19 protein-coding genes, 1 tRNA gene and 1 pseudogene are annotated in these 21,493 nt (G+C 71.1%); 10 read left to right on the top strand and 11 right to left on the bottom strand.

Annotated features, from left to right (window positions below; genetic code table 11):
* Window positions 1-354: 354 nt before the first annotated feature.
* Window positions 355-1,167 carry a siderophore-interacting protein gene (locus tag LWJ43_RS31905; protein WP_277335641.1) on the bottom strand — a complete coding sequence of 271 codons (813 nt, stop codon included), beginning with the start codon at window positions 1,165-1,167 and terminating at the stop codon, window positions 355-357.
* Between the two features lie 321 nt (window positions 1,168-1,488).
* Between LWJ43_RS31905 and LWJ43_RS31900 the strand changes: the two genes are divergently transcribed.
* From LWJ43_RS31900 to LWJ43_RS31885, 4 genes and pseudogenes are all read left to right on the top strand, one after another.
* Window positions 1,489-2,007 (top strand): pyridoxamine 5'-phosphate oxidase family protein, encoded by a 519-nt coding sequence (locus LWJ43_RS31900; protein ID WP_277335640.1) that lies wholly within the window; start codon window positions 1,489-1,491, stop codon window positions 2,005-2,007.
* Complete coding sequence (locus tag LWJ43_RS31895; protein WP_277335639.1) at window positions 1,992-2,330, top strand: serine hydrolase domain-containing protein; 339 nt, start codon at window positions 1,992-1,994, stop codon at window positions 2,328-2,330. The genes LWJ43_RS31900 and LWJ43_RS31895 overlap by 16 nt, the downstream gene beginning before the upstream one ends.
* Window positions 2,331-2,608: 278 nt before the next feature.
* On the top strand, window positions 2,609-4,669 hold the full coding sequence (locus tag LWJ43_RS31890; RefSeq protein ID WP_277335638.1) for a phosphocholine-specific phospholipase C: 2,061 nt from the start codon (window positions 2,609-2,611) through the stop codon (window positions 4,667-4,669).
* Window positions 4,670-4,691: 22 nt separating this feature from the next.
* A pseudogene (locus tag LWJ43_RS31885) lies at window positions 4,692-5,014 on the top strand (FAD-dependent monooxygenase); the annotation flags it as partial.
* A 54-nt stretch (window positions 5,015-5,068) separates the two neighbouring features.
* Here LWJ43_RS31885 and LWJ43_RS31880 read toward each other — a convergent pair.
* The gene (locus tag LWJ43_RS31880; RefSeq protein WP_277335637.1) at window positions 5,069-5,527 is read right to left on the bottom strand and encodes a VOC family protein; all 459 of its coding nucleotides are present in this window, start codon (window positions 5,525-5,527) and stop codon (window positions 5,069-5,071) included.
* A 387-nt stretch (window positions 5,528-5,914) separates the two neighbouring features.
* Here LWJ43_RS31880 and LWJ43_RS31875 point away from each other — a divergent pair, with 387 nt between their 5' ends.
* From LWJ43_RS31875 to LWJ43_RS31865, 3 genes are all read left to right on the top strand, one after another.
* A complete protein-coding gene (locus LWJ43_RS31875) occupies window positions 5,915-6,475 on the top strand; it encodes a COG4315 family predicted lipoprotein (protein ID WP_277335636.1) in 561 nt (186 codons plus the stop codon).
* 567 nt (window positions 6,476-7,042) lie between these two features.
* The gene (locus tag LWJ43_RS31870) at window positions 7,043-8,773 is read left to right on the top strand and encodes an acyltransferase (protein ID WP_277335635.1); all 1,731 of its coding nucleotides are present in this window, start codon (window positions 7,043-7,045) and stop codon (window positions 8,771-8,773) included.
* A gap of 581 nt (window positions 8,774-9,354) precedes the next feature.
* Complete coding sequence (locus LWJ43_RS31865; RefSeq protein ID WP_277335634.1) at window positions 9,355-10,380, top strand: C40 family peptidase; 1,026 nt, start codon at window positions 9,355-9,357, stop codon at window positions 10,378-10,380.
* Window positions 10,381-10,553: 173 nt separating this feature from the next.
* Here LWJ43_RS31865 and LWJ43_RS31860 read toward each other — a convergent pair whose 3' ends face one another.
* Complete coding sequence (locus tag LWJ43_RS31860; protein ID WP_277335633.1) at window positions 10,554-11,498, bottom strand: helix-turn-helix transcriptional regulator; 945 nt, start codon at window positions 11,496-11,498, stop codon at window positions 10,554-10,556.
* A 329-nt stretch (window positions 11,499-11,827) separates the two neighbouring features.
* Here LWJ43_RS31860 and LWJ43_RS31855 point away from each other — a divergent pair, with 329 nt between their 5' ends.
* Window positions 11,828-12,193, top strand: a complete 366-nt coding sequence (locus LWJ43_RS31855; RefSeq protein ID WP_277335632.1) for an STAS domain-containing protein — start codon at window positions 11,828-11,830, stop codon at window positions 12,191-12,193.
* A gap of 83 nt (window positions 12,194-12,276) precedes the next feature.
* Window positions 12,277-12,350: transfer RNA gene (locus LWJ43_RS31850), tRNA-Val, on the top strand.
* A 105-nt stretch (window positions 12,351-12,455) separates the two neighbouring features.
* On the opposite strand, the gene LWJ43_RS31845 is transcribed toward LWJ43_RS31850, so the two are convergent.
* Window positions 12,456-13,739 (bottom strand): M48 family metallopeptidase, encoded by a 1,284-nt coding sequence (locus LWJ43_RS31845; protein ID WP_277335631.1) that lies wholly within the window; start codon window positions 13,737-13,739, stop codon window positions 12,456-12,458.
* Between the two features lie 209 nt (window positions 13,740-13,948).
* Between LWJ43_RS31845 and LWJ43_RS31840 the strand changes: the two genes are divergently transcribed.
* Entirely contained in the window at window positions 13,949-14,332 is a 384-nt protein-coding gene (locus tag LWJ43_RS31840) for a VOC family protein (protein WP_277335630.1), read from the top strand.
* A 98-nt stretch (window positions 14,333-14,430) separates the two neighbouring features.
* On the opposite strand, the gene LWJ43_RS31835 is transcribed toward LWJ43_RS31840, so the two are convergent.
* The 7 genes from LWJ43_RS31835 to LWJ43_RS31805 form a co-directional block, all read right to left on the bottom strand.
* On the bottom strand, window positions 14,431-15,339 hold the full coding sequence (locus LWJ43_RS31835) for a class I SAM-dependent methyltransferase (RefSeq protein WP_277335629.1): 909 nt from the start codon (window positions 15,337-15,339) through the stop codon (window positions 14,431-14,433).
* Window positions 15,340-15,462: 123 nt separating this feature from the next.
* Window positions 15,463-16,557 (bottom strand): NAD(P)-dependent alcohol dehydrogenase, encoded by a 1,095-nt coding sequence (locus LWJ43_RS31830; protein WP_277335628.1) that lies wholly within the window; start codon window positions 16,555-16,557, stop codon window positions 15,463-15,465.
* On the bottom strand, window positions 16,554-17,957 hold the full coding sequence (locus LWJ43_RS31825; protein WP_277335627.1) for an aldehyde dehydrogenase family protein: 1,404 nt from the start codon (window positions 17,955-17,957) through the stop codon (window positions 16,554-16,556). The genes LWJ43_RS31830 and LWJ43_RS31825 overlap by 4 nt, the downstream gene beginning before the upstream one ends.
* A 9-nt stretch (window positions 17,958-17,966) precedes the next feature.
* A complete protein-coding gene (locus LWJ43_RS31820; protein WP_277336050.1) occupies window positions 17,967-18,722 on the bottom strand; it encodes a (5-formylfuran-3-yl)methyl phosphate synthase in 756 nt (251 codons plus the stop codon).
* 206 nt (window positions 18,723-18,928) lie between these two features.
* A complete protein-coding gene (locus LWJ43_RS31815) occupies window positions 18,929-19,729 on the bottom strand; it encodes a polysaccharide deacetylase family protein (RefSeq protein WP_277335626.1) in 801 nt (266 codons plus the stop codon).
* Entirely contained in the window at window positions 19,723-20,589 is an 867-nt protein-coding gene (locus LWJ43_RS31810) for a DMT family transporter (protein WP_277335625.1), read from the bottom strand. Before LWJ43_RS31810 ends, LWJ43_RS31815 begins: the two co-directional genes overlap by 7 nt.
* Before the next feature lie 42 nt (window positions 20,590-20,631).
* The gene (locus LWJ43_RS31805; RefSeq protein WP_277335624.1) at window positions 20,632-21,462 is read right to left on the bottom strand and encodes an SDR family NAD(P)-dependent oxidoreductase; all 831 of its coding nucleotides are present in this window, start codon (window positions 21,460-21,462) and stop codon (window positions 20,632-20,634) included.
* Window positions 21,463-21,493 lie beyond the last annotated feature (31 nt).

The following is a 21,493-nucleotide window of genomic DNA, read 5'->3' as shown; positions in this document are numbered from 1 at the left end:
CCTTTCTACGGAGGACTCCCACGCCGCACGCTCGAGGGTGAGGTGACACGGAATGGTCCGGCCGCCGGGCCGAGGAGCGCGTTCCTCTGGGAGGCCGTGACCGTCACCTGCCTCATCGGAGCGGAGGCGTGGTGGCAGGCACTGGCCGAGACGGCGGAGCCCGAGGAGCTGACCGAGGCGGCGGAGCCCGAGGAGCTGACCGGCGCGGGACACAAGTTGCCGGCCGGTCCGCACGCGGCGATGGCTCGATGCCGCGCGGGCAGTCCGGCGGCGCCGCAAGACCTCGCGGGGACACGGCGTCCGGCGCCGCGAGGCCTCGTGGCAGGATGTCAGCCGCCCGGTGCCGACATCCGGTCAGGCGTGCGCCGGCTCACGTTCCGCCTCGGCGGTCGCTCGGGCGGCGGACGCCGTCCGACGCCAGTAACCGCAGAAGTAGATCCGCTCCTTGTCGATACCACGCTCGTTCACCAGGTAGCGGCGCACGGACGTGGCCAGTGTGGACTCGCCGGCCACCCAGACGTACGGCGTACCGGGAGGGAAGGACAGGCCACGCAGAGCCTCCACCGTTCGAGAGCCGGCAGAGCCGTGAGTGCCCGAGCGGTGGAGCCAGTTCACCTCGCGCGCCAGGTCGAGCACGTCCCCCTCGTCCTGGACCTCGAGAAACGTGTGGACCGGGGTGCGGATCCCTTCGAGCATGGACGCGATGGCGGGCAGAGCCGTCTCGTCGCCGACGAGAAGCTGCCAGTCCGCGTCACCCGCCCGGTAGCGGGCACCGTCGCTGAGTATGCCGACCCTGTCGCCCGGCTCGGCGGCACCGGCCCAGGCGGACGCCGGCCCGCTGTCCCCGTGGAGCGCGAAGTCGACGTCGAGCCGGCGACGTGCATGATCGATGAGGCGGACCGTGTAGTTCCGGACCACCGGGCGCCGGTCGGCAGGCATCGCCTGCAGTTCGGTCCACCAGTCCGGGCCGGCCGGCAGTCGCAGCTCGTCGCCGACCGGCAGGAAGAGCCGAACGAGGTGGTCGGGGCCTGCGTAGTCGAAGTCACCCACGTCGTCGCCGACCAGCGTGATCCGGACCATGCGTGACGCGAGTCGGCGCACCTCCGCGACCGTCGCGAACATGGGCCGCTGCGGTGGCATCTGACGGGCTGCGTGCGATTCGGACATCGAAGGACCAATCCTGACGAACAAGAGATTCCGTAATTAGGTTAGGTTTAGCTTAGTTGAAATGTGCCGTGCTGACACATCGCCCCCTCCACCGAAGGCTGTTCCCAGGGCTGGTCAAGTGGCCGTCCGGAGAGCTCGTGGCGTCGGTTGCTGCTCCGGCACTCCGTGGTGCGGCAGGATCGGGCCTGCGGCTGCCGTCCGCGAGCTGCCGGGTGACCACCGCTGTGACGGCTTCGGACGGGGGGCCGCCGGGCACGCCCGTCCGCACCGGAGGCGACGGGTGCCGGTCGGCTGAACACACTTCATCGAGGATGTGGCGAGTTGAACAGTGAACCGGATGCCGTGCTGGGGCCGTTCTCGTCCCCGGACGCGCGAGCGACGCCATGGGCGTCGGCGTTGGCGGTCATCGGTGAGGCGGAGGTGTTCTGGCTGTCCACCGTGCGGCCCGACGGGCGACCTCACGTGACGCCGCTGCCGGCGGCGTGGAGTCTGGGCGGCATGTTCTTCACCACGGGCGGTCAGGAGCGCAAGGCCCGAAACCTCGAGCACGAGTCCCGCTGTGTCCTGACGACGGGCACGAACGCCCTGACCGGCGTGGACATCGTCATCGAGGGTGTCGCAGCCGTGGTGGACGGGCGCTCCGACAGTGAACGGGCTGTCGCGGACTTCCAGCTGAAGTACGGCGCGCATCTGACCGCTCCCGAGGGTTCGTGGCACGGGCCGGGAGAGGCCGTCGTCGCCGGTGACACCAGGCTGTACCGGGTTGCGCCGACCGTCGGACTCGCCTTCGGCAAGCTGCCGGCATCCAGCCAGACCCGTCACACGTGGCCGAGCCGGTGACCGGGATGCCCGCGTTGCGGCAACGGCGGCTCATCGGCCCGCACCAGCTCGAGGAGTTGACGGCGGTGGCCTTCGAAGGGACCGACCAGGTCTTCGGCAACCCGGCGCGGCTGGCTCTGGGCTATCCGCTCGGCCGGATCGGCACTCGGCCGGACGAGGCACCCACCACGTTCGGCTGGGCCGGTGGCGGCGGCAGCTACGTCTGGGCCGACCACGCCACGGGCACCTCCTTCGCCATGACCAAGAACCGTCTCACGCCTCATTTCGACACCGCGCGGCGGCTCGCGGACCTGGTCGCAGCCGAGGTCGGCCCACGGGCTTGAGTATCGACACGAGGTGCTGTTCCCACGGGGCCGGAGCCACGGCCTGACGGCCGCGTCACGCATCCGGACAAAGAGCCTGCCGCCGGGGCCTGTTGTGCGCAGGCGCATTGCCCGTACCCTCCCTCCAGCCGCCGACGTGGGCAGGTCCGTGCCGCCGGGGAGGGCCTTCGTTCTCCAGGTGTACGGCGTGGTGTCACGAACCCACCCCCGTCCGGTACCCCGGGACCGCTGTCCTTGGGGCCGCCCCTGATCCCCCCACCGTCCCAGAGGTCGTCACCATGACAGAGTTCGACCGTCGCAGGTTCCTGCACATAGCGGGAGGCACCGCCGCCCTCACGATGCTGAACGAGAGCATCGCGAGAGCCGCCGCCATCACGGCGCGAGGCAGCACAGGAACGATCCAGGACATCGAGCACATCGTCGTCCTGATGCAGGAGAACCGGTCCTTCGACCATTACTTCGGGTCGCTGAAGGGGGTGCGCGGCTTCGGGGACCCCCGGCCGGTGCTCCAGGACAACGGCAGGTCCGTCTTCCACCAGTCGAACGGGTCGAAGGACATCCTGCCCTTCAACCCGCAGGTGGCCGACCTCGGGATGCAGTTCCTGGAAGGACTCGACCACGACTGGGCCGGCGGCCACCAGGCCTACAACAACGGCAAGTACGACAAGTGGGTGCCGGCGAAGACGGCCACGACCATGTCGTACATGACGCGGAACGACATCCCGTTCCACTACGCCCTCGCCGACGCGTTCACCGTGTGCGACGCCTACCACTGCTCGTTCATCGGGGCCACCGACCCCAACCGCTACTACCTGTGGTCCGGGCACACCGGCAACGACGGTACGGGTGGCGGCCCCGTCCTCGGCAACCAGGAGGCCGGCTACAGCTGGAAGACCTACCCCGAGCGGCTGGAGTCCGCCGGGATCTCGTGGAAGGTCTACCAGGACGTCGGCGACGGCCTGGACGCGGCCGGGTCATGGGGATGGATCAACGACGCGTTCCGCGGCAACTACGGCGACAACTCCCTGCTGTACTTCGACAACTACCGCAACGCCCGGCCCGGCAGTGCCCTGTACGAGAAGGCCCGTACCGGCACCGACGTCAAGGCGGGTGGCACCTACTTCGACCGGCTGCGCGCGGACGTGACCGGCGGGACGCTGCCCAAGGTCTCCTGGATAGCCGCACCCGAGGCCTTCAGCGAGCATTCCAACTGGCCGACGAACTTCGGCGCCTGGTACATCTCTCAGGTCCTGGACGCCCTCACGGCGAACCCTGCGGTGTGGGCGAAGACGGCCCTGTTCATCACCTACGACGAGAACGACGGGTTCTTCGACCACGTGGTCCCGCCGTACCCGCCCGCGTCCTCCGCATGGGGCCTGTCCACTGCGGACGTGTCGAAGGACCTGTACCCGGGCGGGGGGAACTACGCGGCGGGCCCGTACGGACTCGGCCCCCGCGTGCCGATGATCGTCGTCTCGCCGTGGAGCAAGGGCGGCTACGTCTGCTCCGAGACCTTCGACCACACCTCGGTGATCCGCTTCATCGAGAAGCGCTTCGGGGTGCGGGAGCCCAACATCTCACCGTGGCGCCGCGCCGTCTGCGGGGACCTGACCTCGGCCTTCGAGTTCGCCCGCGCGGACACGGCTCCCGCAGCCCTGCCCTCCACAGCCGGATACCTGCCGCCGGACAGGAACCGCCACCCGTCCTACCACCCGACGCCGCCGGCCACGGGCACCCTCCCCCAGCAGGAGGCGGGCTCCAAGCCGACCCGTGCCCTCGGCTACAGCCCGTACGTGGACGGCCGGGCCACCGTCTCCACCGGCAAGTTCACCCTCACGTTCGCCGGCGGCCCCACCCTGGGCGCCCACTTCCACAGCACCTCGGGCAACCGCACGGACGGCCCCTGGCCCTACACCGTCGAGGCCGGCAAGACCCTCTCGGACACCTGGAGCACGAGCGGCTCCACCGGCAACCAGATCGATCTCACGGTCTGGGGCCCGAACGGCTTCCTGCGCGCCTGGCGGGGTCCGGCGAGGAAGAGCGGCCCCGAGGTCACCGCCCGCCACGTGGCGACCAGTGGCGACCTGACGCTCAGCATGACGAACTCCGCCGCGACCGCGGTCGATCTGACGGTGACCAACACCTATGGCGGTGCGGCCCAGACCTTCAAGGTCAAGCCCGGCGCGACCGTGTCCCACACGGTCGACCTGCGCGGGACCGCCCGCTGGTACGACGTCGAGGTGGTCTCCGACACGGACTCCACCTTCCTGCGCCGTTTCGCCGGCCACGTGGAAACCGGCGCACCGGGCGTCTCCGACCCTGCGATCAGGACGGTCTGAGACGGCGGTGCGCGGTCCGCCCGCTCTCCGGGCGGACCGCTCGGCACCCGGCAGCCACGTCAAGGTGTACGCCCGGTTCCGCGCCCCGCTGGATCGGCGGACCGACCGGGACCCGACCGACGCCGAGGCGACACGACCGAGCCTGCTGGCGCTGTTCGACGGCTGGGCCGCTCCCGTCCTCGATCTCCTCCGTCACGGCAGGACGAGGCCGTCCGCACCTTCGAGGAGCAGATGTGGGTACGGGCCGGCAGGTGGGCGAAGCGCCCTACGAGCGGCCTGGAGCGCCTCGTGAGCCCGGACCCCGCCGAAGCCCTCGCCCTCTTCGGCCAGGTCCAGAGGCCCTGACGGCCGAGGGCGAGATCATGGGCAGACACGCCCTGCCCGGCAGGGACCCGCGGTTCAGTCCTGACTCGTACCGGCGGGCGGGTCGGCGTACACCTCGTGCAGCATGCCGGTGGCCTGCCCGACTTCGATGAGATAGCCGTCAGGGTCTCGCAGGTAGCACCGCAGTTCGGCCTTGCGATCGATGGGCGGCGTGAGGAACTCAGCGCCCTTCGCACTCCATTCGCGGTGGCACGCCTCGATGTCGGCGACACGGAGGTTGAGGAAGCTGCTGACGGTGCCCGGGTCGGCGGGCGGGCGCAGGGTGACGTCCGGCTTGTCCGGGGTGGGGCCGCCACCGGGATTCATGATGATCCATCCATTGGCGAGCTTGACGGTGCAGGGGTTCTCCTCGAGCACCACCTCACCACCGAGCACATCGGTGTAGAAGGCGCGCGACCGGGCGACGTCGGCGACCGTCAGGAAGTGGGTGACGAGGAGCCCGGAATCCGGGGCAGGAAATCCGTCACGGCGCATACAAGACCTCCAGATAAATGGGATCTTTCAGCCTATAGCGGCGGACCGCGGTTCGCGGCCACGCATGCACAGGGTCGGCGGTGGAGCCTGCCGCTCCTGGTCCGTCGGAGGTAGCCGGGACCGATGCCGGCCCGGTGACCGGGACACCCGAGGCTGAGCCGCCGGGCACTCCTGCCCGGGCACTCCTGTCCGGGCACTCCTGTCCGAGCGCGACGGACCGCCCGCCCGGAGTCGGGACCCCTCGTCCGCCATGGCCCCGTCGGGGATTGCAGCCTCGCCGGGGAGACGGCACCGGACGGCCCCGCCCAGGTGGCCGGTGCCCCTCGTCTGCGATGGACTGGGCCCGGCGGCCCGGCCCACGTGGCCGACACGACCGAGGAGTACCTGATGAAGCGCCACACCAGAACTGCCACCGCACTGGCCGCGGCCCTGCTGGTAGCAGCGGCGGCCGGCTGTTCCGAGGACCCGGCCGGGGGCAGCGGCACTAGCGGCACGGACGCGGAGCTCCAGAGCGGCGGCCGTCAGGCAGACGTGCCCGTCGCCGCGTCGAAGTCCCCCTCCGCGACCGTCTCCGTCAGGAAGAGCACGTACGGCAAGTCCCTCGTGGACGACAAGGGCATGACGCTCTACGTGTTCGACAAGGACACCAAGAACAAGTCGCACTGCTCCGGGGCCTGCGCGAAGGCGTGGCCGCCGCTGCTCGACACGGCCGCGCCGACGGCAGGCAAGGAGGTCAAGTCGAACCTGCTGAAGACCACACCCCGCAGCGACGGGAAGAAGCAGGTGACCTACAACGGGCACCCGCTGTACCGGTTCGATGCGGACCAGAAGGCCGGCGACACCAACGGGCAGGCCGTCGACGCGTTCGGTGCCAAGTGGTACGTCATCGGCACCGACGGCAAGCAGATCACCACCAAGCCGACGAGCAACACCGACAGCGGCTACTGATCCGCGTCCGCTCCGGTTCACGAACAGCGGGGCGCACTAGCGCCCTTGGCGAGGTCGGGCACTGTGGGGTCAGGACGACGACACTCGGAGACCGCACTCCCGGCAATCCCGATTCCCCCGGCGCTGCCGCGCCGGGCGAGGTCGACGACCTGGATGCGGAGACCGAGCGCGCCTGCGCCCTGAGGGGCGATGCCCGGGGAGTGCCGGCCCGAACACGACGTGCGCGTCCTCCGCGAGCCTCGGGCCTGACCGCCGCGTGTACGCGCGCACCGCCGGCCCGGAGCGGCTTCGCCGGCCACCCCGCATCTGTCCCGGCATCAATGCCACGACACCGCCCGCCGATCGACCAGGCCTTCGCCGAGTCCTGCCGGCCGCGGTGACGCCCGGACCTCGCACCGACCTCTTGTGTCCTCGACCGCAGCCGCCCTAGAGTGCGCAGCAAGCGCTTTCTACAAGCGGGTGTCAACCGTGGCACGGCTGTCGTACGGCCCCCGCCCAGGTGCCCGCACCGGCGCGACGCGCGTGGCGGCGATCAGCCCGGAGCCCAGATGTGTACGAGAGGGAGACGTGACGAAGGATCACGCTGTCCAGGCGCCGTCGACCGGCCGGCACCGCTTCGACTACTCGCCGTGGGCCTTCTGGTCCGAGGCGGGCGCCGAGGAGCACGCCCGGCAGTCGGCCCTACAGGAGGCCATGCTCGAGGAGCACCCCGGCCACACCTACGGCGACCGGTGCTACATCTCGGAACTCGCCTCGGTGGACAACACCGAACTGGATCTGGGCGAGAGCTCGTACGTCGCGGCGGGCGCCTACCTGACCGGATCTCTGCGCGCCGGCCGTGACTGCACCATCAACCCCTACACCGTGGTGCGCGGCCGGGTCAGGCTGGGTGACGCGGTACGGATCGGTGCGCACACCTCGCTTCTCGGCTTCAACCACACCATGTCGGATCCCGACACCGAGGTCTTCCGGCAGCCGCTCACCTCGAAGGGCATCCAGATCGGGAACGACGTATGGATCGGTTCCCATGTGGTGGTGCTGGACGGCGTCGTCATCGGCGACCGCGCTGTCGTCGGAGCCGGCAGTGTGGTGACCAAGGACGTCCCCTCCGGATCGGTCGTCGCCGGCAACCCGGCGAAGGTGCTGCGATGGCGTGCTCCCCGAACGGAGCGGGCCGCTTCCGCCGGACCGGGTGATCTGGCCGGATCCGTCGCGTCGTTCGGCGACTCCGCGCGCGCCCAGGTGGAGGAGGTCCTGAGCCGGTGCTTCGACGGGAAGACCGACGGCGGCATCTTCACCGACCGGCCCGGTGCCACACCGACGGTCCGCGCGCAGTGCGACGCGATCGAGATCGCCGACATGCTCCTCGGCCGAGCGCCCGGCCAGCTGCCGGCCGACCGTCAGATCAGCAGGCTGCGCGACTGGCAGGACCCGACGACCGGCATGGTGGGACCGCTCCTGCCGGACGGCAGTCAGCGCAGACCCGAACCGACGCTGTTCGACGAGGAGTCCGGCTACCACGTGCTGTGCGCCGGTTACGCACTCGATCTGCTCGGCAGTGCGTTCCCCGCACCGATCCGAGTGGTGGCGGACGCACGAGCCGCCGACGTGGCCGGCCACCTGGAACGGCTGCCGTGGTCCGACAACGCGTGGAGCGCCGGACACTGGGTCGACATAATCGGGACGGCCCATCTCTGGAACGCGCTCGCCGACGAGGAGCGCCACCCCGGCTCCTACGAAGCCCTGTTCGGCTGGCTGCTCACCCACGCCGATCCACGCACCGGTATGTGGGGCCTCCCCCGACCCTCCGACGGGCTGCTCCAGATCGTCAACGGCTTCTACCGGGCCTCACGCGGTACCTTCGCGCAGTTCGGGCTGCCGCCCGCCCATCCCGAACGCGTCATCGACACGGTCCTCGAGCACGCCCGGGACGTCCGGTACACGAGACCCGAGCGGCAGAACGCCTGCAACATCCTCGACATCGCCCACCCTCTGTGGCTGACCCGGCAGTCGGGCTACCGCACCGAGGAGGCCGACGCGCTGGCACGGCGTCTGCTCGCCGACGCGCTCACGCACTGGACACCCGGCCAGGGCTTCGGATTTCAGGCACCGCACACGGGCGCACCCGTTCACGCCGAGTCGGTCCCGGGTCTGCAGGGAACCGAGATGTGGCTGGCCATCGTCTGGTATCTCGCCGACCTCACGGGGCTGGAGCAGCTTCTGGGCTACCGCCCCCGCGGGGTGCACCGTCCCGAGCCTCATCCGGGAGTCGATCCGCGCGGCGTCAGGAGGCCCTGAGCGGCCGGCCGGTGGCCGGTGGGACGCATCTGCGACGTTGCGTACAGCCGGCTGTCGAGGCCTGCGGGCGGGGGACGAGGTACAGGACCTGCGCCGCCGTCTTCATCACGGTGAGGCACACGGAGCATCGCCAGGACCGAATCCGCGTCGGTGAAGGCGGGTTCCTCGACGAATCCGGATCGACAGTGCTCGAGGCGGCAGTTGGGTCCGGACCGGCGCTCGCCCTCGGGAGACACCAGGTGCCCGGTCAGAGTGCGGAGTGAGGTCGGCGAACTCCCCACAACATCCCCACACCGGTCCGGAACCGCCACTCTCCAGACCTGTGGGACGGACCGTCAAGTCGCCGCTACACGGCGTGTGATGAGGGTAAAGAAGTTCTCCGTGTGTCGACTTTCCCCCTGTGAAGATTGCGTAGATCACAGGACGATTACTAAGGTCAGTCATCGAACCTTCGCTCGATCGCTCGCCCATCCGGGGTGGCGGCGGAGGCTACCGCCGAGTCCGTGACGTGCGCGGAGCCGGGGATTCGTTGGTGTCCCCAGACCCGGTAGGCGGGCTCGAGGAAGAAGGAGCTCGCCATCGTGGCGTCCCACCGCCGTCCAAAACAGCCGAGCCGCACCCGTGTGACCGTGCTGACCGCGACCGCCGCCGCAGCCGTGGCCCTGACCTCCCAGGCCGCCCACGCCGATCCCAAGCCGACCAAGAGCGAGGTCAAGGCGAAGGTCGACAAGCTCTACCACGAGGCCGAGGAAGCCACCGAGAAGTACAACGGCGCCAAGGAGCAGCAGGACAAGCTCAAGAAGCAGGCCGACGCCCTCCAGGATCAGGTCGCCCGTGGCCAGGACGAGCTCAACACCCTGCGTGGCGAGCTCGGTTCGCTCGCCACGGCGCAGTACCGCTCCGGCGGCCTCGACCCGTCGGTCCAGCTCTTGCTCTCCTCGGATCCGGACAGCTTCCTCGACCAGGCCTCCGCGCTCGACCAGCTGACGGCGAAGCAGGCCGAGTCGCTGCAGAAGATCCAGGCGAAGCAGCGCACCCTCGCGCAGCAGCGCAAGGAGGCCCAGGGCAAGCTCGCGGACCTCGCCGAGGTCCGCGAGACACTCGGCAAGAACAAGGCGAAGTTCCAGGGCAAGCTGGCCGACGCCCAGAAGCTGCTGAACACCCTCACCGCTGCCGAGCGCGCCAAGATGACCGAGGACGATCAGCGCGCCAGCCGCTCCGCCGGCGACCGGGTCGAACTCGGCAACGAGGCCCCGGCGTCCGCACTCGGCGCCGCCGCTCTCCAGGCCGCGAACACACGGGTGGGCGCGCCGTACGTGCGCACCGCTACCGGTCCCGGATCCTTCGACTGCTCGGGTCTGACCCAGTGGGCCTACGCCCAGGCCGGGGTGGACATCACCCGCACCACGTACACCCAGATCAACCAGGGCACCCGCATCGCGCGCAGCCAGCTCAAGCCGGGCGACCTTGTCTTCTTCAGCAACACCTCGCACGTGGGCCTCTACGCGGGCAACAACACCGTGCTGCACGCCCCGTACCCCGGTGCCTACGTCCGCTACGAGTCGATGAGCACCATCGGCTCGTACCAAGCCGCGGTACGTATCTGAACGCGCCCTGACGTACGAGGCCCTGAGCACCCATGTCGCTGATGTCCCCGGCGCAGGACAGCCCGGGAGCATTCGCGGTGCCCGCTCAGGGCCTCGTGCCACTACGCGCGGTCCCCGGGGGCCGCGGACGGCCCGGAAGTGACCGCACCCGGCCGGATCGGCGCTTCCGCCCCTCAGCTGTGAGCACGGAGGGTGGCGGCGGGGGTCACGCCGTAGAGCCGGCGGTAGGCGGCAGCGAAGCGTCCCACGTGAGGGAAACCCCACGCCGCCGCGATCCCCGTCACGCTGGAGGTGCGGGGGTCGGCGGTGGCGAGCTCGGCGTGGGCGCGGGTCAGACGGACCTGCCGCAGGTGGCCGAGGGGTGTGGTGTCGGTGTGCCGGCTGAAGGCGTACTGCACGGCCCGAGGAGTGACGAACGCGGCCGCGGCTATATCGGCGAGACCGATGGCACGGTGAGCGTTCTCCTCGATGAAGGCCTTCGCCCGGCGCAGGGTCTCGGTGTGCGCGTCACGGCTGTCGGTGCGGTGGCCGTCCTCCCGGGTCGTGGTGCTCGGCAGCGCGCTCAGGGTCACGGCGGCCAGGTGCTGGGCGGCGGTGGCGACGACGAGCCCCTCGGCCGGACCGGAGAGGACCTGGTCCCTCAGGAAGGTGACGGTGCTGCCCAGGCGTCGGTTGGCGGCCGCGTCGATCGGACGCTGGCCGGTGAGCCGGACCGGTCCGCCGGCATCGGCGCCGACGGCGGCCACGCGTTCGAGCACGGCGGGGTCGAACATGGTGATCGTGTAGCGGGCCGAGTGGAGCGCGCCGGTGTAGGGGCGGTCGGGAGGGGCGATGAGGAAGGTCTCACCGGGGCCGTAGACGTCGTCCCGACCGTCCGTGGTGTCCACCATGCTGCCTTTGTGGACGGTGATCAGGCAGATCGTGTCCAGGCGGTTGGCGTCGTAGGACATCGTGTAGCCGAAGTCGAGACGGTCGACGACCAGTCCCTCGGCCGCGTTCCGGACGATTCGGGTCCGCGTGTTCTGCGGCCGCCCGCCGATCCGCATGGGCGTGTACGCCCGCGACAGAAACGCCTCGGTCGCCTCGAGGCTCCCGCTGTCGAAGCGTTCCGTCTCCATCTTCCCCTCCCCCGCCGCGGGGCCTGTTGCGGCTCCTCGGCTCACGGTACGCCGTCCGCCTCCCTGGCGGTGACGAGCGCCGGCCCCGGGGGCGGCGAGCCGAGTGATCACGCGACTCCGACCGGGCACGACCTGCCACACCCCGCCCTTCGTTCCGGGAGCGACGGGAAAGGTCAGGAAACGAACTGCTGTGGCCTCTGCCGCGAAACTTTGGCGGCGCGGCCGGGGCAAGGGAGTGTTCCGGGCCGGGCGGGGGCAATCCGAGGACCCGAGGGGTCGGCAACGACCCACCGATCAGGTCGTCGTGGGGATACGGAAGGAGGGCGGCGATGCTCGCAGTTCGCAGGATTCGGCATGACGGCGGCAGGGCTGAGCTCACCGCGTACCGGGAAGCGTACGCAGGAGGCGAATGGCTGCTGTACGTGGCGGGAGAGTTCGACGACGCCACCACCGGCTCTCTGGTCGATGTGCTCGACGACGCCTGTCGGGAGCGGGCCTGGCGGATCGTGATCGACTGCTCAGCCGTCACCTTCGCCGACGTCGCCTTCCTGAGAGCACTGCTGGGACCCCGCGCTCGCGGCTCCCAAGTCACCCTGGCCGCACCGTCGACGGCCCTGCGCCGGCTTCTTCAGGGCACGGGAACCGTCAGCCGTTTTCCCGTCATGAGCCATGCCCGCGCCGCCCGTACCGGGTGATCCGCGGGCTTCGCCGAGAGCCGCCGCTCAGGGCGAAGCGTCGCAGGGCCGGACTCCAGGGCTCGTATGATCAACGGCAGGGTGGGGGTCGTAGCGCAGAGGTCGTCGCGCCTTCACGACATGTAGGAGGACGCCGGTTCGAATCCGGTCGCCCCCACCCCGCTCGTTCGAGGGCGGGAGCGGAGACGCCACCGCGTGACCTTACGGCGCTGCTCCTGCCCCGCGGCGATCCTGTCGGCCATGGGATCAGGCCCCTGCGGCGTCAGCCGTCGATGCCGTCCCGGAGGATCCCTTCCGCGACGAGCCGGCGCACACCGGCCAGCTCTCCGGAGATCCGCCTCTCGCTCTCGTCGCTCATGACGACGGCCGCCGGGACGGGCGCGGCCGCGAGCAGGCGCTCGCGTCGGAGGTGGGTGGGCGGGTGACTCGAGTCGACACAGTGGCCCCTCGCCGCACCGACCCGCCGCCTGCGTTCGTACTCGTGGTCCGGGATCGACTCCACATCGGCGGCGAGGACGGCCCAGAGGTTGTCGGCCCCCTCTGTTGCCGTTCCCGGCCTGCGGCGTCCCGCTCGGGGCCTGTTCGCCTCACGTCTCATCGTCGTGGCCGCCGACTCCGCGACAAGGAGCTTGTCCATGAGGTCCGCCGCCGCTTCGGTGGAACCGGCCCGGCCCGCGAAGGAGTCGGCCAGATACTCGCCGCGCCGGTGGACACCTGAGGTCAGCCGGTCGAGGGTCAGCAGCACGGCCCTGATCAGCAGACGCGGCACGAGGTACACCAGGTTCACGACCATCTCCACGGGGGTCGGATCGGCCGTCGGCGCCAGGTAGTACCGCCAGGTGAGCAGGGAATGGTAGGCGGTCCCGACGACGAGCCCACGGCGCGTGTCGCCGTTGCTGAAGTGGCCGAGTTCGTGTCCCAGCAGTGCGATCCTCTGCTGGGACCCGAGCATCTCCCACAGGGGCAGTCCCAGCGTCAGCACGCGTCGACCGCGCAGCCCGCAGCTCGTCACGCTCGCGTTGATCTCCGCGTCGACCACGACGAGGTCCACCCCACGTGTACCGGCCACGTCGGCGACCTCGTCGATCACGTCGTACAGCGCCGGCGCGTCGTCCCGGCCCAACACGTGCCCGCCCTGGGGCAGCCGGGACAGCCGCGGCCTGAGAGTCCACGCCAGGAGGAGCAGGACCAGACCCAGCAACACGCCCAGGCCTCCCCAGCCACGAACGACGCACCAGGCCGCGACTGCTGTCAGTACCACTGTGACGGCGTGCACGGCGCAGGCGATGGCGTGGACGAGGATCAGGGAGAGGCGCCCTCCGCCGCCCGCCGACTCCGCGTCGCCCATCCGGGTGTGAAGCCTTTCCCCGTCGCGGTGGGCCCTGGCCCGGCGCGCCTTCTCGAATCGTCCCGATCCCTCCTCCGGTGCGTCCGGGTCGACATTCCAGTCGCACTCCGTGCACCACGTGGTGAATCGAGGGTCCATACGCATCTCGGCCCCGCATTCCGGACAGGGCTGAGTTGTCTGTTCGTCGACGACGCTCACCGGAGCGCTTTCCTTCCCCCCGCGACCCCTCCCCCAGGGATCGCCCGTACATGACATGGCGAAGTGGATCACGTGGACGTGACGGCGTAAAGGCACGTACGGGGTCGCGCCTCTGCCCATAAGCGATTCCGGCCCCTCACACCTGGCAGCAGCAGGTCGTGTCGTGCGGACCGAGGCCGGGTCAGCCCCGCCGCGCCTATCCTTCCGGCATGGCATGCCGAATCAGCGAACTCGTGATCGACGCCGAAGATCCCGGCCGGCTGGCCGCGTTCTGGTGCGATGTCCTCGGCTACGTCGAGTGGGAACGCGAAGGCGACGGCAGCATCCACATCGGTCCGCCCGGAACCGGATTCGGTGGAGCGCAGCCGACCATGGTCGTCAACGCGGGCCGCGACCGCCGGGCAGGCAAGCTCCCGCTGCACATCGATGTCAGCGCCACCGACCGCGACCAGGACGCCGAACTGGCCCGTCTGCTCGCACTGGGCGCCGTGCACGCGGACGTGGGCCAGTCCGGTGAGGAGAGCTGGTACGTCCTGGCCGACCCCGAAGGAAACGAGTTCTGTCTCCTGCGCACCCGGCTGGAGCCCGTCTGACGGGTCGGCCGGCTCGATGCCGATCATGGAGAGCCTGAATCCGACTCGTCGCTGTGCGGTTCAGGCCCTGCCTGCGGTGAAGCCACCTGACGGCCCGGTCACGGCCGGAACTTGTTCGCGAACACCCAGCGGTTGCCCTCCAGCGCGTCGTTCGGCTCGGGCAGCGGGCCCCGTCCGTGCCGACGGGTGAAGTCGAAGGGCGTGTGGACCGATGTGGACCAGCCCCTGCCCTCCAGATCACCTGCGGAGTCGGGCCGTGGTCCTGCGTCGAACAGATTGAGCAGGTCGATGCCGATCTGCTGTTGCGTGGAGGTGTAGAGCGGGCTGTCGCGGTATTCCAGGAGGTCCTTCTCCAGCTTCACCTCGTACGCCAGGGCGCTTCCTCCCGTACTCAGCCGGTCCACCGTGTCGATGAGGTACGTCTCGGCGGTGATCGGCAGGTAGAACAGCAGCCCCTCGGCCAGCCAGATGCTCGGGGCGGCCGTGTCGAAGCCGGCGCCGATCAGTGCTTCCACCCAGTCGGCGCGCAGATCGATCGGGATCGGGACGCGCGCCGCCTTCGACGTGGCCGACAGTCCGTCGAGTACGTCGTGCTTGAAATCCAGCACTCCCGGTTTGTCGATCTCGAAGACCACGCAGCCGGACGGCCAGTCGAGCCGGAACGCCCGCGAGTCCAGCCCGGCGCCGAGCAGCACCACCTGGCGAGGGGGCCCGGCGTGCACCGACTGGAGGAGGAAGTCGTCGAGCACCCGCGTCCGCAGACCGAAGTACCGCGCGAAGCGTCCCCACAGGGGGTTCGCGTCCCCGTCCGGAACCTGTTGGATACGGACGGGCCAGTCCGCGGACGCCGGTGCGGCACGGACGAAGTGCTCCGCGTAGACGTCGCGTGCCAGGCTGTCGTGACGATGGGTCTCGATCGCCCGTGACGCGGCGACCAGGAGGGCGGTCAGTCCGATACCCCCTTCCACGCCCTCCACCCCGTTGTTCCGACGCGCTGTGTCGACCATGTGCACTCCTTCGGTGCGAGAAACGAGAACCAGGACCAGCGAGGGCGACCGTCCCACGGCCGTGCGAGTCGGGGAGACCGGTCCCCGGGCCGCGCCGATGGCTCCCTCGCTCATCGGCCCCTGCTACGGAATCAGGACCGGTTTGACCACGCGGCCGGCTTCACAGTCGCGTTCGGCCTTGTTGATGTCGGCCAGCGGGTAGGTGCGGATCAGCTGGTCGAAGGGGAAGAGCCCGGTCTGCCACAGCGCGGTGAGCCGCGGAATCAGCAGTCCCGGCACCGCGTCCCCTTCGCAGATGTGGGAGAGCTTCCGGCCGCGGTCCAGCGACCCCGGCCGGAGCGGGAGCGGCGTGTGTATGCGTGCGACCAGGCCGAGGTTGCCGGTCGGGCGCAGTGCCTGGAGCGCGTCGTTGATCAGCTCGGGTGAGCCCGTGGTGTCGAGTGCGTACTGCGTGCCGCCGCCGGTCAGTCGCCGGATGCGGTCGGGCAGGCCGGCCGTCGAGGCGTGCAGCGGGATCGCGCGGAGCCGCTCGGCGGTGGCCAGCCGTTCGGGGTGCCGGTCGACGGCCACGGTCACCGCCCCAGCGGCGGTGGCGGCCATCACCGCCGCGAGGCCCACGGCCCCCGCGCCGAACACGGCGATGCTGTCGCCGGGGCCGACGCCGAAGGAGTTCAGGACGGCGCCGGCGCCGGTGAGGAATCCGCAGCCGAGCGGCCCGAGCAGTTCGACGGGCAGGGAGGGATCCACCCGGACGGCGTTGCGCGCCCTGACCATGGCGTACTCGGCGAACGAGGACTGGCCGAACCATCGGGGGGCCAGCTCGCCCCCGGCGGCGTCGGTGAACCGCGCGGCACCGGCCTTGCGTCCCCCGAAGAGGTTGAGCGAGGCGAACGAGTCGCAGTAGGCGGGCTTTCCGCCCATGCAGTTGTGGCAGTGTCCGCAGGAGTCGAAGCTCAGCACGACGTGGTCGCCCGTGCTGAGGCCGGTGTCCGGGCCGCCCGTCTCCACCACGACTCCCGCACCCTCGTGGCCGAGCACCGCCGGCAGCGGTGTGCGGCCTGCCGAACTCCGGACGGCCAGGTCGGTACGGCACATCCCGCAGCCCGCGATCCTGACCAGGACCTCGCCGTCGGCCGGACCCTCGCGCAGTGCCACCTCCTCGACGGTGAACGGCGTGTCGTACGAACGCAGCACCGCCGCCCCGAACCTCGTCGTCATGCCTCCTCCGGACGGTGCACGACGAACGGCCTGAGATTGCCGTAGAGCCCCCAGGGGCCGCCCGCGACGCCGGCACCGCTTTCCTTGATGCCCGCGAAGGGCTGGGCCAGGGAGAGTTCGGCGTGGTGGTTGATCCAGGCCGTCCCGCACTCCAGACGGCCGGCGACCGCCTCGGCCCGGTCGAGGTCGGTGCCCCAGACCGACCCGCCCAGCCCGAAGCCGGTGCCGTTGGCCGCCGCGACGGCTTCGTCGACGCCGGTGTAAGGCAGCACCGGCAGCACCGGTCCGAACTGCTCCTCCGTCACCACCGGGCTGGTGGAGGGGACATCGGCCAGGACGGTGGGGGCGAAGAAGTACCCCGGCCGGTCCAGGCGGTGGCCGCCGGCCGCGGCCCGGGCACCGTCCGCCAGTGCCCGGGCCGTGTAGCGCTCGACCCTGGCCAGCTGGGCGGCGTTGTTGACCGGTCCCAGCTGCGAAACGGGGTCGAGCCCGGATCCGACGACGACGGTCCTCGCGCGGTGCGCGAGGGCTTCGACCACCTGGGAGTGGATCCGGGCCGGGGCGTAGACGCGCTTGACCGCCATGCAGACCTGTCCGCAGTTGCGGAACGCGGCCCAGAACAGCCGGTCCGCGACGTGTTCGACGTCCACGTCCTCCAGGAGGATGGCGGCGTCGTTGCCGCCCAGCTCCAGGGTGGCGCGGGTGAGCGAGGCAGCCGCGCTCTCCGCGACGGCCCGCCCGGTGGGAATCGAGCCGGTGAAGGTCACATGGCGGATCCTCGGATGGGACGCGAGGCGGGCACCGAGGGGTTCGCGGCCGGTGACGACAGTCAGTACGTCCTCAGGGAGGACGGTGGAGAGGACCGACCCCAGAAGCCGTGTGGAGAGAGGGGTGTACGGCGAAGGCTTGAGGACCACCGTGTTGCCCGCGGCGAGCGCGGGCGCGAACTTCGCCGACGCGAGCTGGAGGGGAAAGTTCCACGGGACGATGGCGGCGACGGGGCCGAGCGGTCGCCAGCGGATCTCGCTGCGCACCGGCCGGCCGTCCGTGATGAGCTGTGAGCCGGGGTCCAGCTCGGCGAAATAGCGTAGGCGGGCTGCCGTCCGGGCGATCTCCGCGTACGACTCGGACAGGGGTTTGCCCTGTTCACGGGTGAGGAGGGGGGCGAGGTCCGTCCCGGCGGCCTCGACGGCGTCGGCTGCCGCGAGCAGCGCACCGGTACGGGCGACGGGGTCGGCCCGCCAGCCGCGCCAGGCCACGTGGGCCGCGTCGACGACGGCGTCCAACGTGTCCGGCTCCTGGTCGGGAGCCTCGTCGAACGGCTCGCCCGTCGCGGGATCGAGCACGGCGAAGCACTTGTCACGGGCCCCGGGCGCACGAGTGGGTCGTTGCGTCGGCATGCCTGGTGATCAGCTCGCGGCGACCGCGGTCGCCGCGTGGGCACGGGCGTGCCGGTCCATCTCCGCCCGGAAGGCTGCCACCATCGGCGGCTGGATCCTTCCGGTGGTGCGGTCGCCCCGCTCGCAGACCGCTCCGCGCACTCCCACGATGTCCGTGCCGATGCGGGTCAGCGTGGCGAGGTCCTCGGCCTTGATGCTGCCCGCGAGTGCGGCGAGAAGATCGGCCTCGTGGGCCAGCCGGACGAACTCCGCACAGGCGTCCGGCGGGACGTGGTCGAACAGCCGGGTCCCGTCCTTGACGGCGGTGTCGAGCATGGCCGCGTCGGAGCCGGAGAGCCGGGCGATTTCGGGCAGTGCGAGCGGGTTGACGCAGCCGATCCGGTGGGCGTCGGCGTAGCCCGAGGCGACGACGAACGCGTCCGGCCGGTAGTCCTTCACGGCTCGGACGACACCGCGCATGACCTCGACGGCCTGCTCGGGCGTCGTGCATCCGTAGAGGCCGACCTTGATGTACGTGGCTCCGGAGACAGCGGCACCGAGGGCGGCCTGGGCCACCGTGCCCGGCTTGTACGGTACGTCTCCCACGGTGGCGGACACCGGCTTGTCCGCCGGGACCGCGGCGCGGATGTCTCTGATGACCCAGGGGTAGTTCGCGCCGAGCGAGCCCTCGTCGGGCTTCTTGACGTCGACGATGTCGAGGTGCCGGGCGGCCTTCGCGCAGTCGAGTGCTTCCTCGACACTGTCCGGGGAGATGAGCAGCAGCAACGTGGATTCCTTCCACCGTCGGTCCACCTGCCGGCGGCAGGTGTGCGGAGTCGCTCGGATCATGTGCGGTGTGCTCATCATTGCCGTGACCCGGGGTGCCCGGCAGGGCGCGCGGAGTACCGGACGGATCACTGCGCCGCCGTGCCCACGCCCCTCGCAGCGCGCCGTCCACGCCGGTTCGCACCAGCCTCGCGGCCCACACCCCTTCAGGAGGTCCGGGCGCGACCGGCGTCCGGGGCGGTGTGACCCGGGGGCCCCTGGACGCGTCCCACGGCGTGCTCGCCCAGCGGTCCGACCCTGAGCCCCCGTCGGCGGCACTCGGCGAGCAGGGTGGGCAGGGCGTCGAGCGTGGCCCGCCAGGCCCCCGGCGCGCTCCACCGGTCCGCGTCGTGCAGCAGCACGGTGCCTCCGCCGGTCAGGTCCTTCAGGACCGCGGTCGTCACGGATCGGGCGTCCGCGTGCGCTGTCCAGTCCTGGCCCCACGCCGACCACAGCACGGGCCGCAGACCGGCGCGGCGGGCTGCCGCCAGCCGGCCGCCGGTGAGGATGCCGTAGGGCGGCCGGTACCACCTCGGGTCCGTCCCGCAGAACTGCCGTACAGCGTCGGCGGCTCGCCCCACCTCCCGTACGTCGCGCAGCGGCGCGGGGAACCAGGGGCGGTCGTGGTGCCAGCCGTGCACCGCCGCCTCGTGTCCCGCCGCCACGAGCGCCCGGCCGAGGGCGGGATGACGGGTCAGCGATTCGCCGACGAGGAAGAAGGTGGCCCGCACCCGGTGCTCGGCGAGGACGCGCAGGAAGTGCGGGGTGCCGGCCGGGTCCGGTCCGTCGTCGAAGGTCAGTGCCACGTGGTCGGGGCGGCCTCGGCCGTCCAGCGAGGGGCTCAGGATCCGGCGTACGGGCGGCAGCCAGGTGGCGGCGGGTCCGATGTGCCATGCGGCAGCCGCTCCCAGCACGCCCGCCGCCACACCCAGGCCGACGGTGCCCGGGTGTCCGGGGGATCTCACCATCGTTGCGCCTCCTTACCCGAGACGAGTGGGGACCGGCTCAGATGTACACAGGCGAACGCGACGAGGCCGAGCGACGCCACCTCCGGCAGCACCCGCCAGCCGAGGTCGATCCGTTCCTCGAACAGCGAGATCCCCAGGATCACGCTCAACAGCGAGTCGCCGAGGGTGAGGGCGGGCTGTGACGCCGCCAGGGAACCGGCCCGCAGCGTGGCCTGGAGCATCAGGAAGGAGCCGAGGCCCACCGCTGCGGCCGTGTAGATCTGCCACGTGGTGAACACGTCCCCCGATCCGCCGGAAACGAGGCCGAGGGTGTCCTTGATCAGCGCCGCGGTGAAGGAGAAGCCGATGGCGGTGACCGACCCCAGGACCGCCGCCCGCGCCGCCCCCCGCAGTCTCCTGCCGGTCACGGTCAGCGTGATCGAGACGGCCAGGGCGGGAAAGGCGCTGATCAGCCACCTCTTCGGCGGGACGGTCTCCACGCCGCCGGCCGGACCGGCGAGCAGGAGGAAGGCCGCAAGCCCCAGCGCCATCCCGAGGAATGCCGCCCACGCCCGGGGGCCCGGCGGCCACCGGAAGACGACGGCGGCCAGTACCAGCGTGAACAGCAGCTCCGTCGTCATCACCGGCTGCACCACTGCCAGCGGGCCTGTGGCCAGGGCCAGGGCCTGCGCCGCCCCGGACACGGCGAGGAGGCCAGCCCCCCAGCGCCACGCCGGGCGGCGTGCGAAGGCGAACCGCCCTGTGGGACGCCCGCCCGAGGTGTCGGCCAGGTCGGCCGCTGCGGCGTGGCGCTGCAGCACGGAGGCCGCCGCGTTCGCGAGCGCCGCGAACAGCGCCATGACGACGGAGAGGATGATCACGTCTGCCGCCCTCCGCGACCGTTCCGGAGCCGGGGGCGCCGCTCAGCCAAAGCGCGTGGCCAGCCTGCGAAAGAGGCGCGGGGCCATGCCCTGGATCCGGCCCGGGGCTCCCAGCCAGCGCGGCACGGTGATCTCGTCCCGCCTCCCGGTCAGCGCTTCCTCGACCGCCGCGGCCACGCGCCCGGCGGGTACCGGCCGCGGCCAGGCTCGCGTGTACGGGGTGTGCCGGTGGGCGAAGAACGGGGTGTCGACGGGGCCGGGCTGGACCAGGCAGACATGGACGCCGGTGCCCTGGAGTTCGTAACGCAGACTCTCCGCGAACGGGATCAGCGCACCCTTCGTCGCCGCGTACGCCGCCTCACCCCGTACGCCGAACCTGCCGGCGACGGAGCCGAGCAGGACCAGCCTGCCCGACCCACGGGCGACCATGTGCGGCAGCAACAGGTTGACGAGGTGGAGCACCGCGGTCACGTTGACGCCGACCAGGCGATCCACCAGGGTGGGTGTCATCTCGCTGTAGGCGCCCGCCCACCCGAACCCCGCCGCGGCGACGAGCGCGTCGACCTGGTCGCTGTGTGCCAGCGCCGCCTCCGACAGTTTCCGGCAGCCCTCCTGGGAGGCCAGGTCCATGGGCAGGGCGGCACCGCCGGTGCGGTCGGCGACCGCACCGAGCCGCCCCTCGTCCCGGCCGTTGAGCAGCAGCTCCCACCGGCCACCCGCCGCGAGACGTGAGGCGACGGCGGCACCGATACCGGACGAGGCGCCGGTGATCAACGCGACCTGCCGCCGGCCTGCGGGACGGCCGCCCGCGCCGGACGGCTCCACGCCGGCCGCGGCAACCGGGCTGCTGCGGGGTGTTGGGCTCGCGCGCATGGGCCTTCCGTCCTCCGTGGCCACCGGCCAC

Origin of the sequence: Streptomyces sp. JH34 (genome assembly GCF_029428875.1) — a bacterium.
Lineage (GTDB): Bacteria > Actinomycetota > Actinomycetes > Streptomycetales > Streptomycetaceae > Streptomyces.
This window is presented reverse-complemented; position numbering and strand designations above follow the sequence as displayed.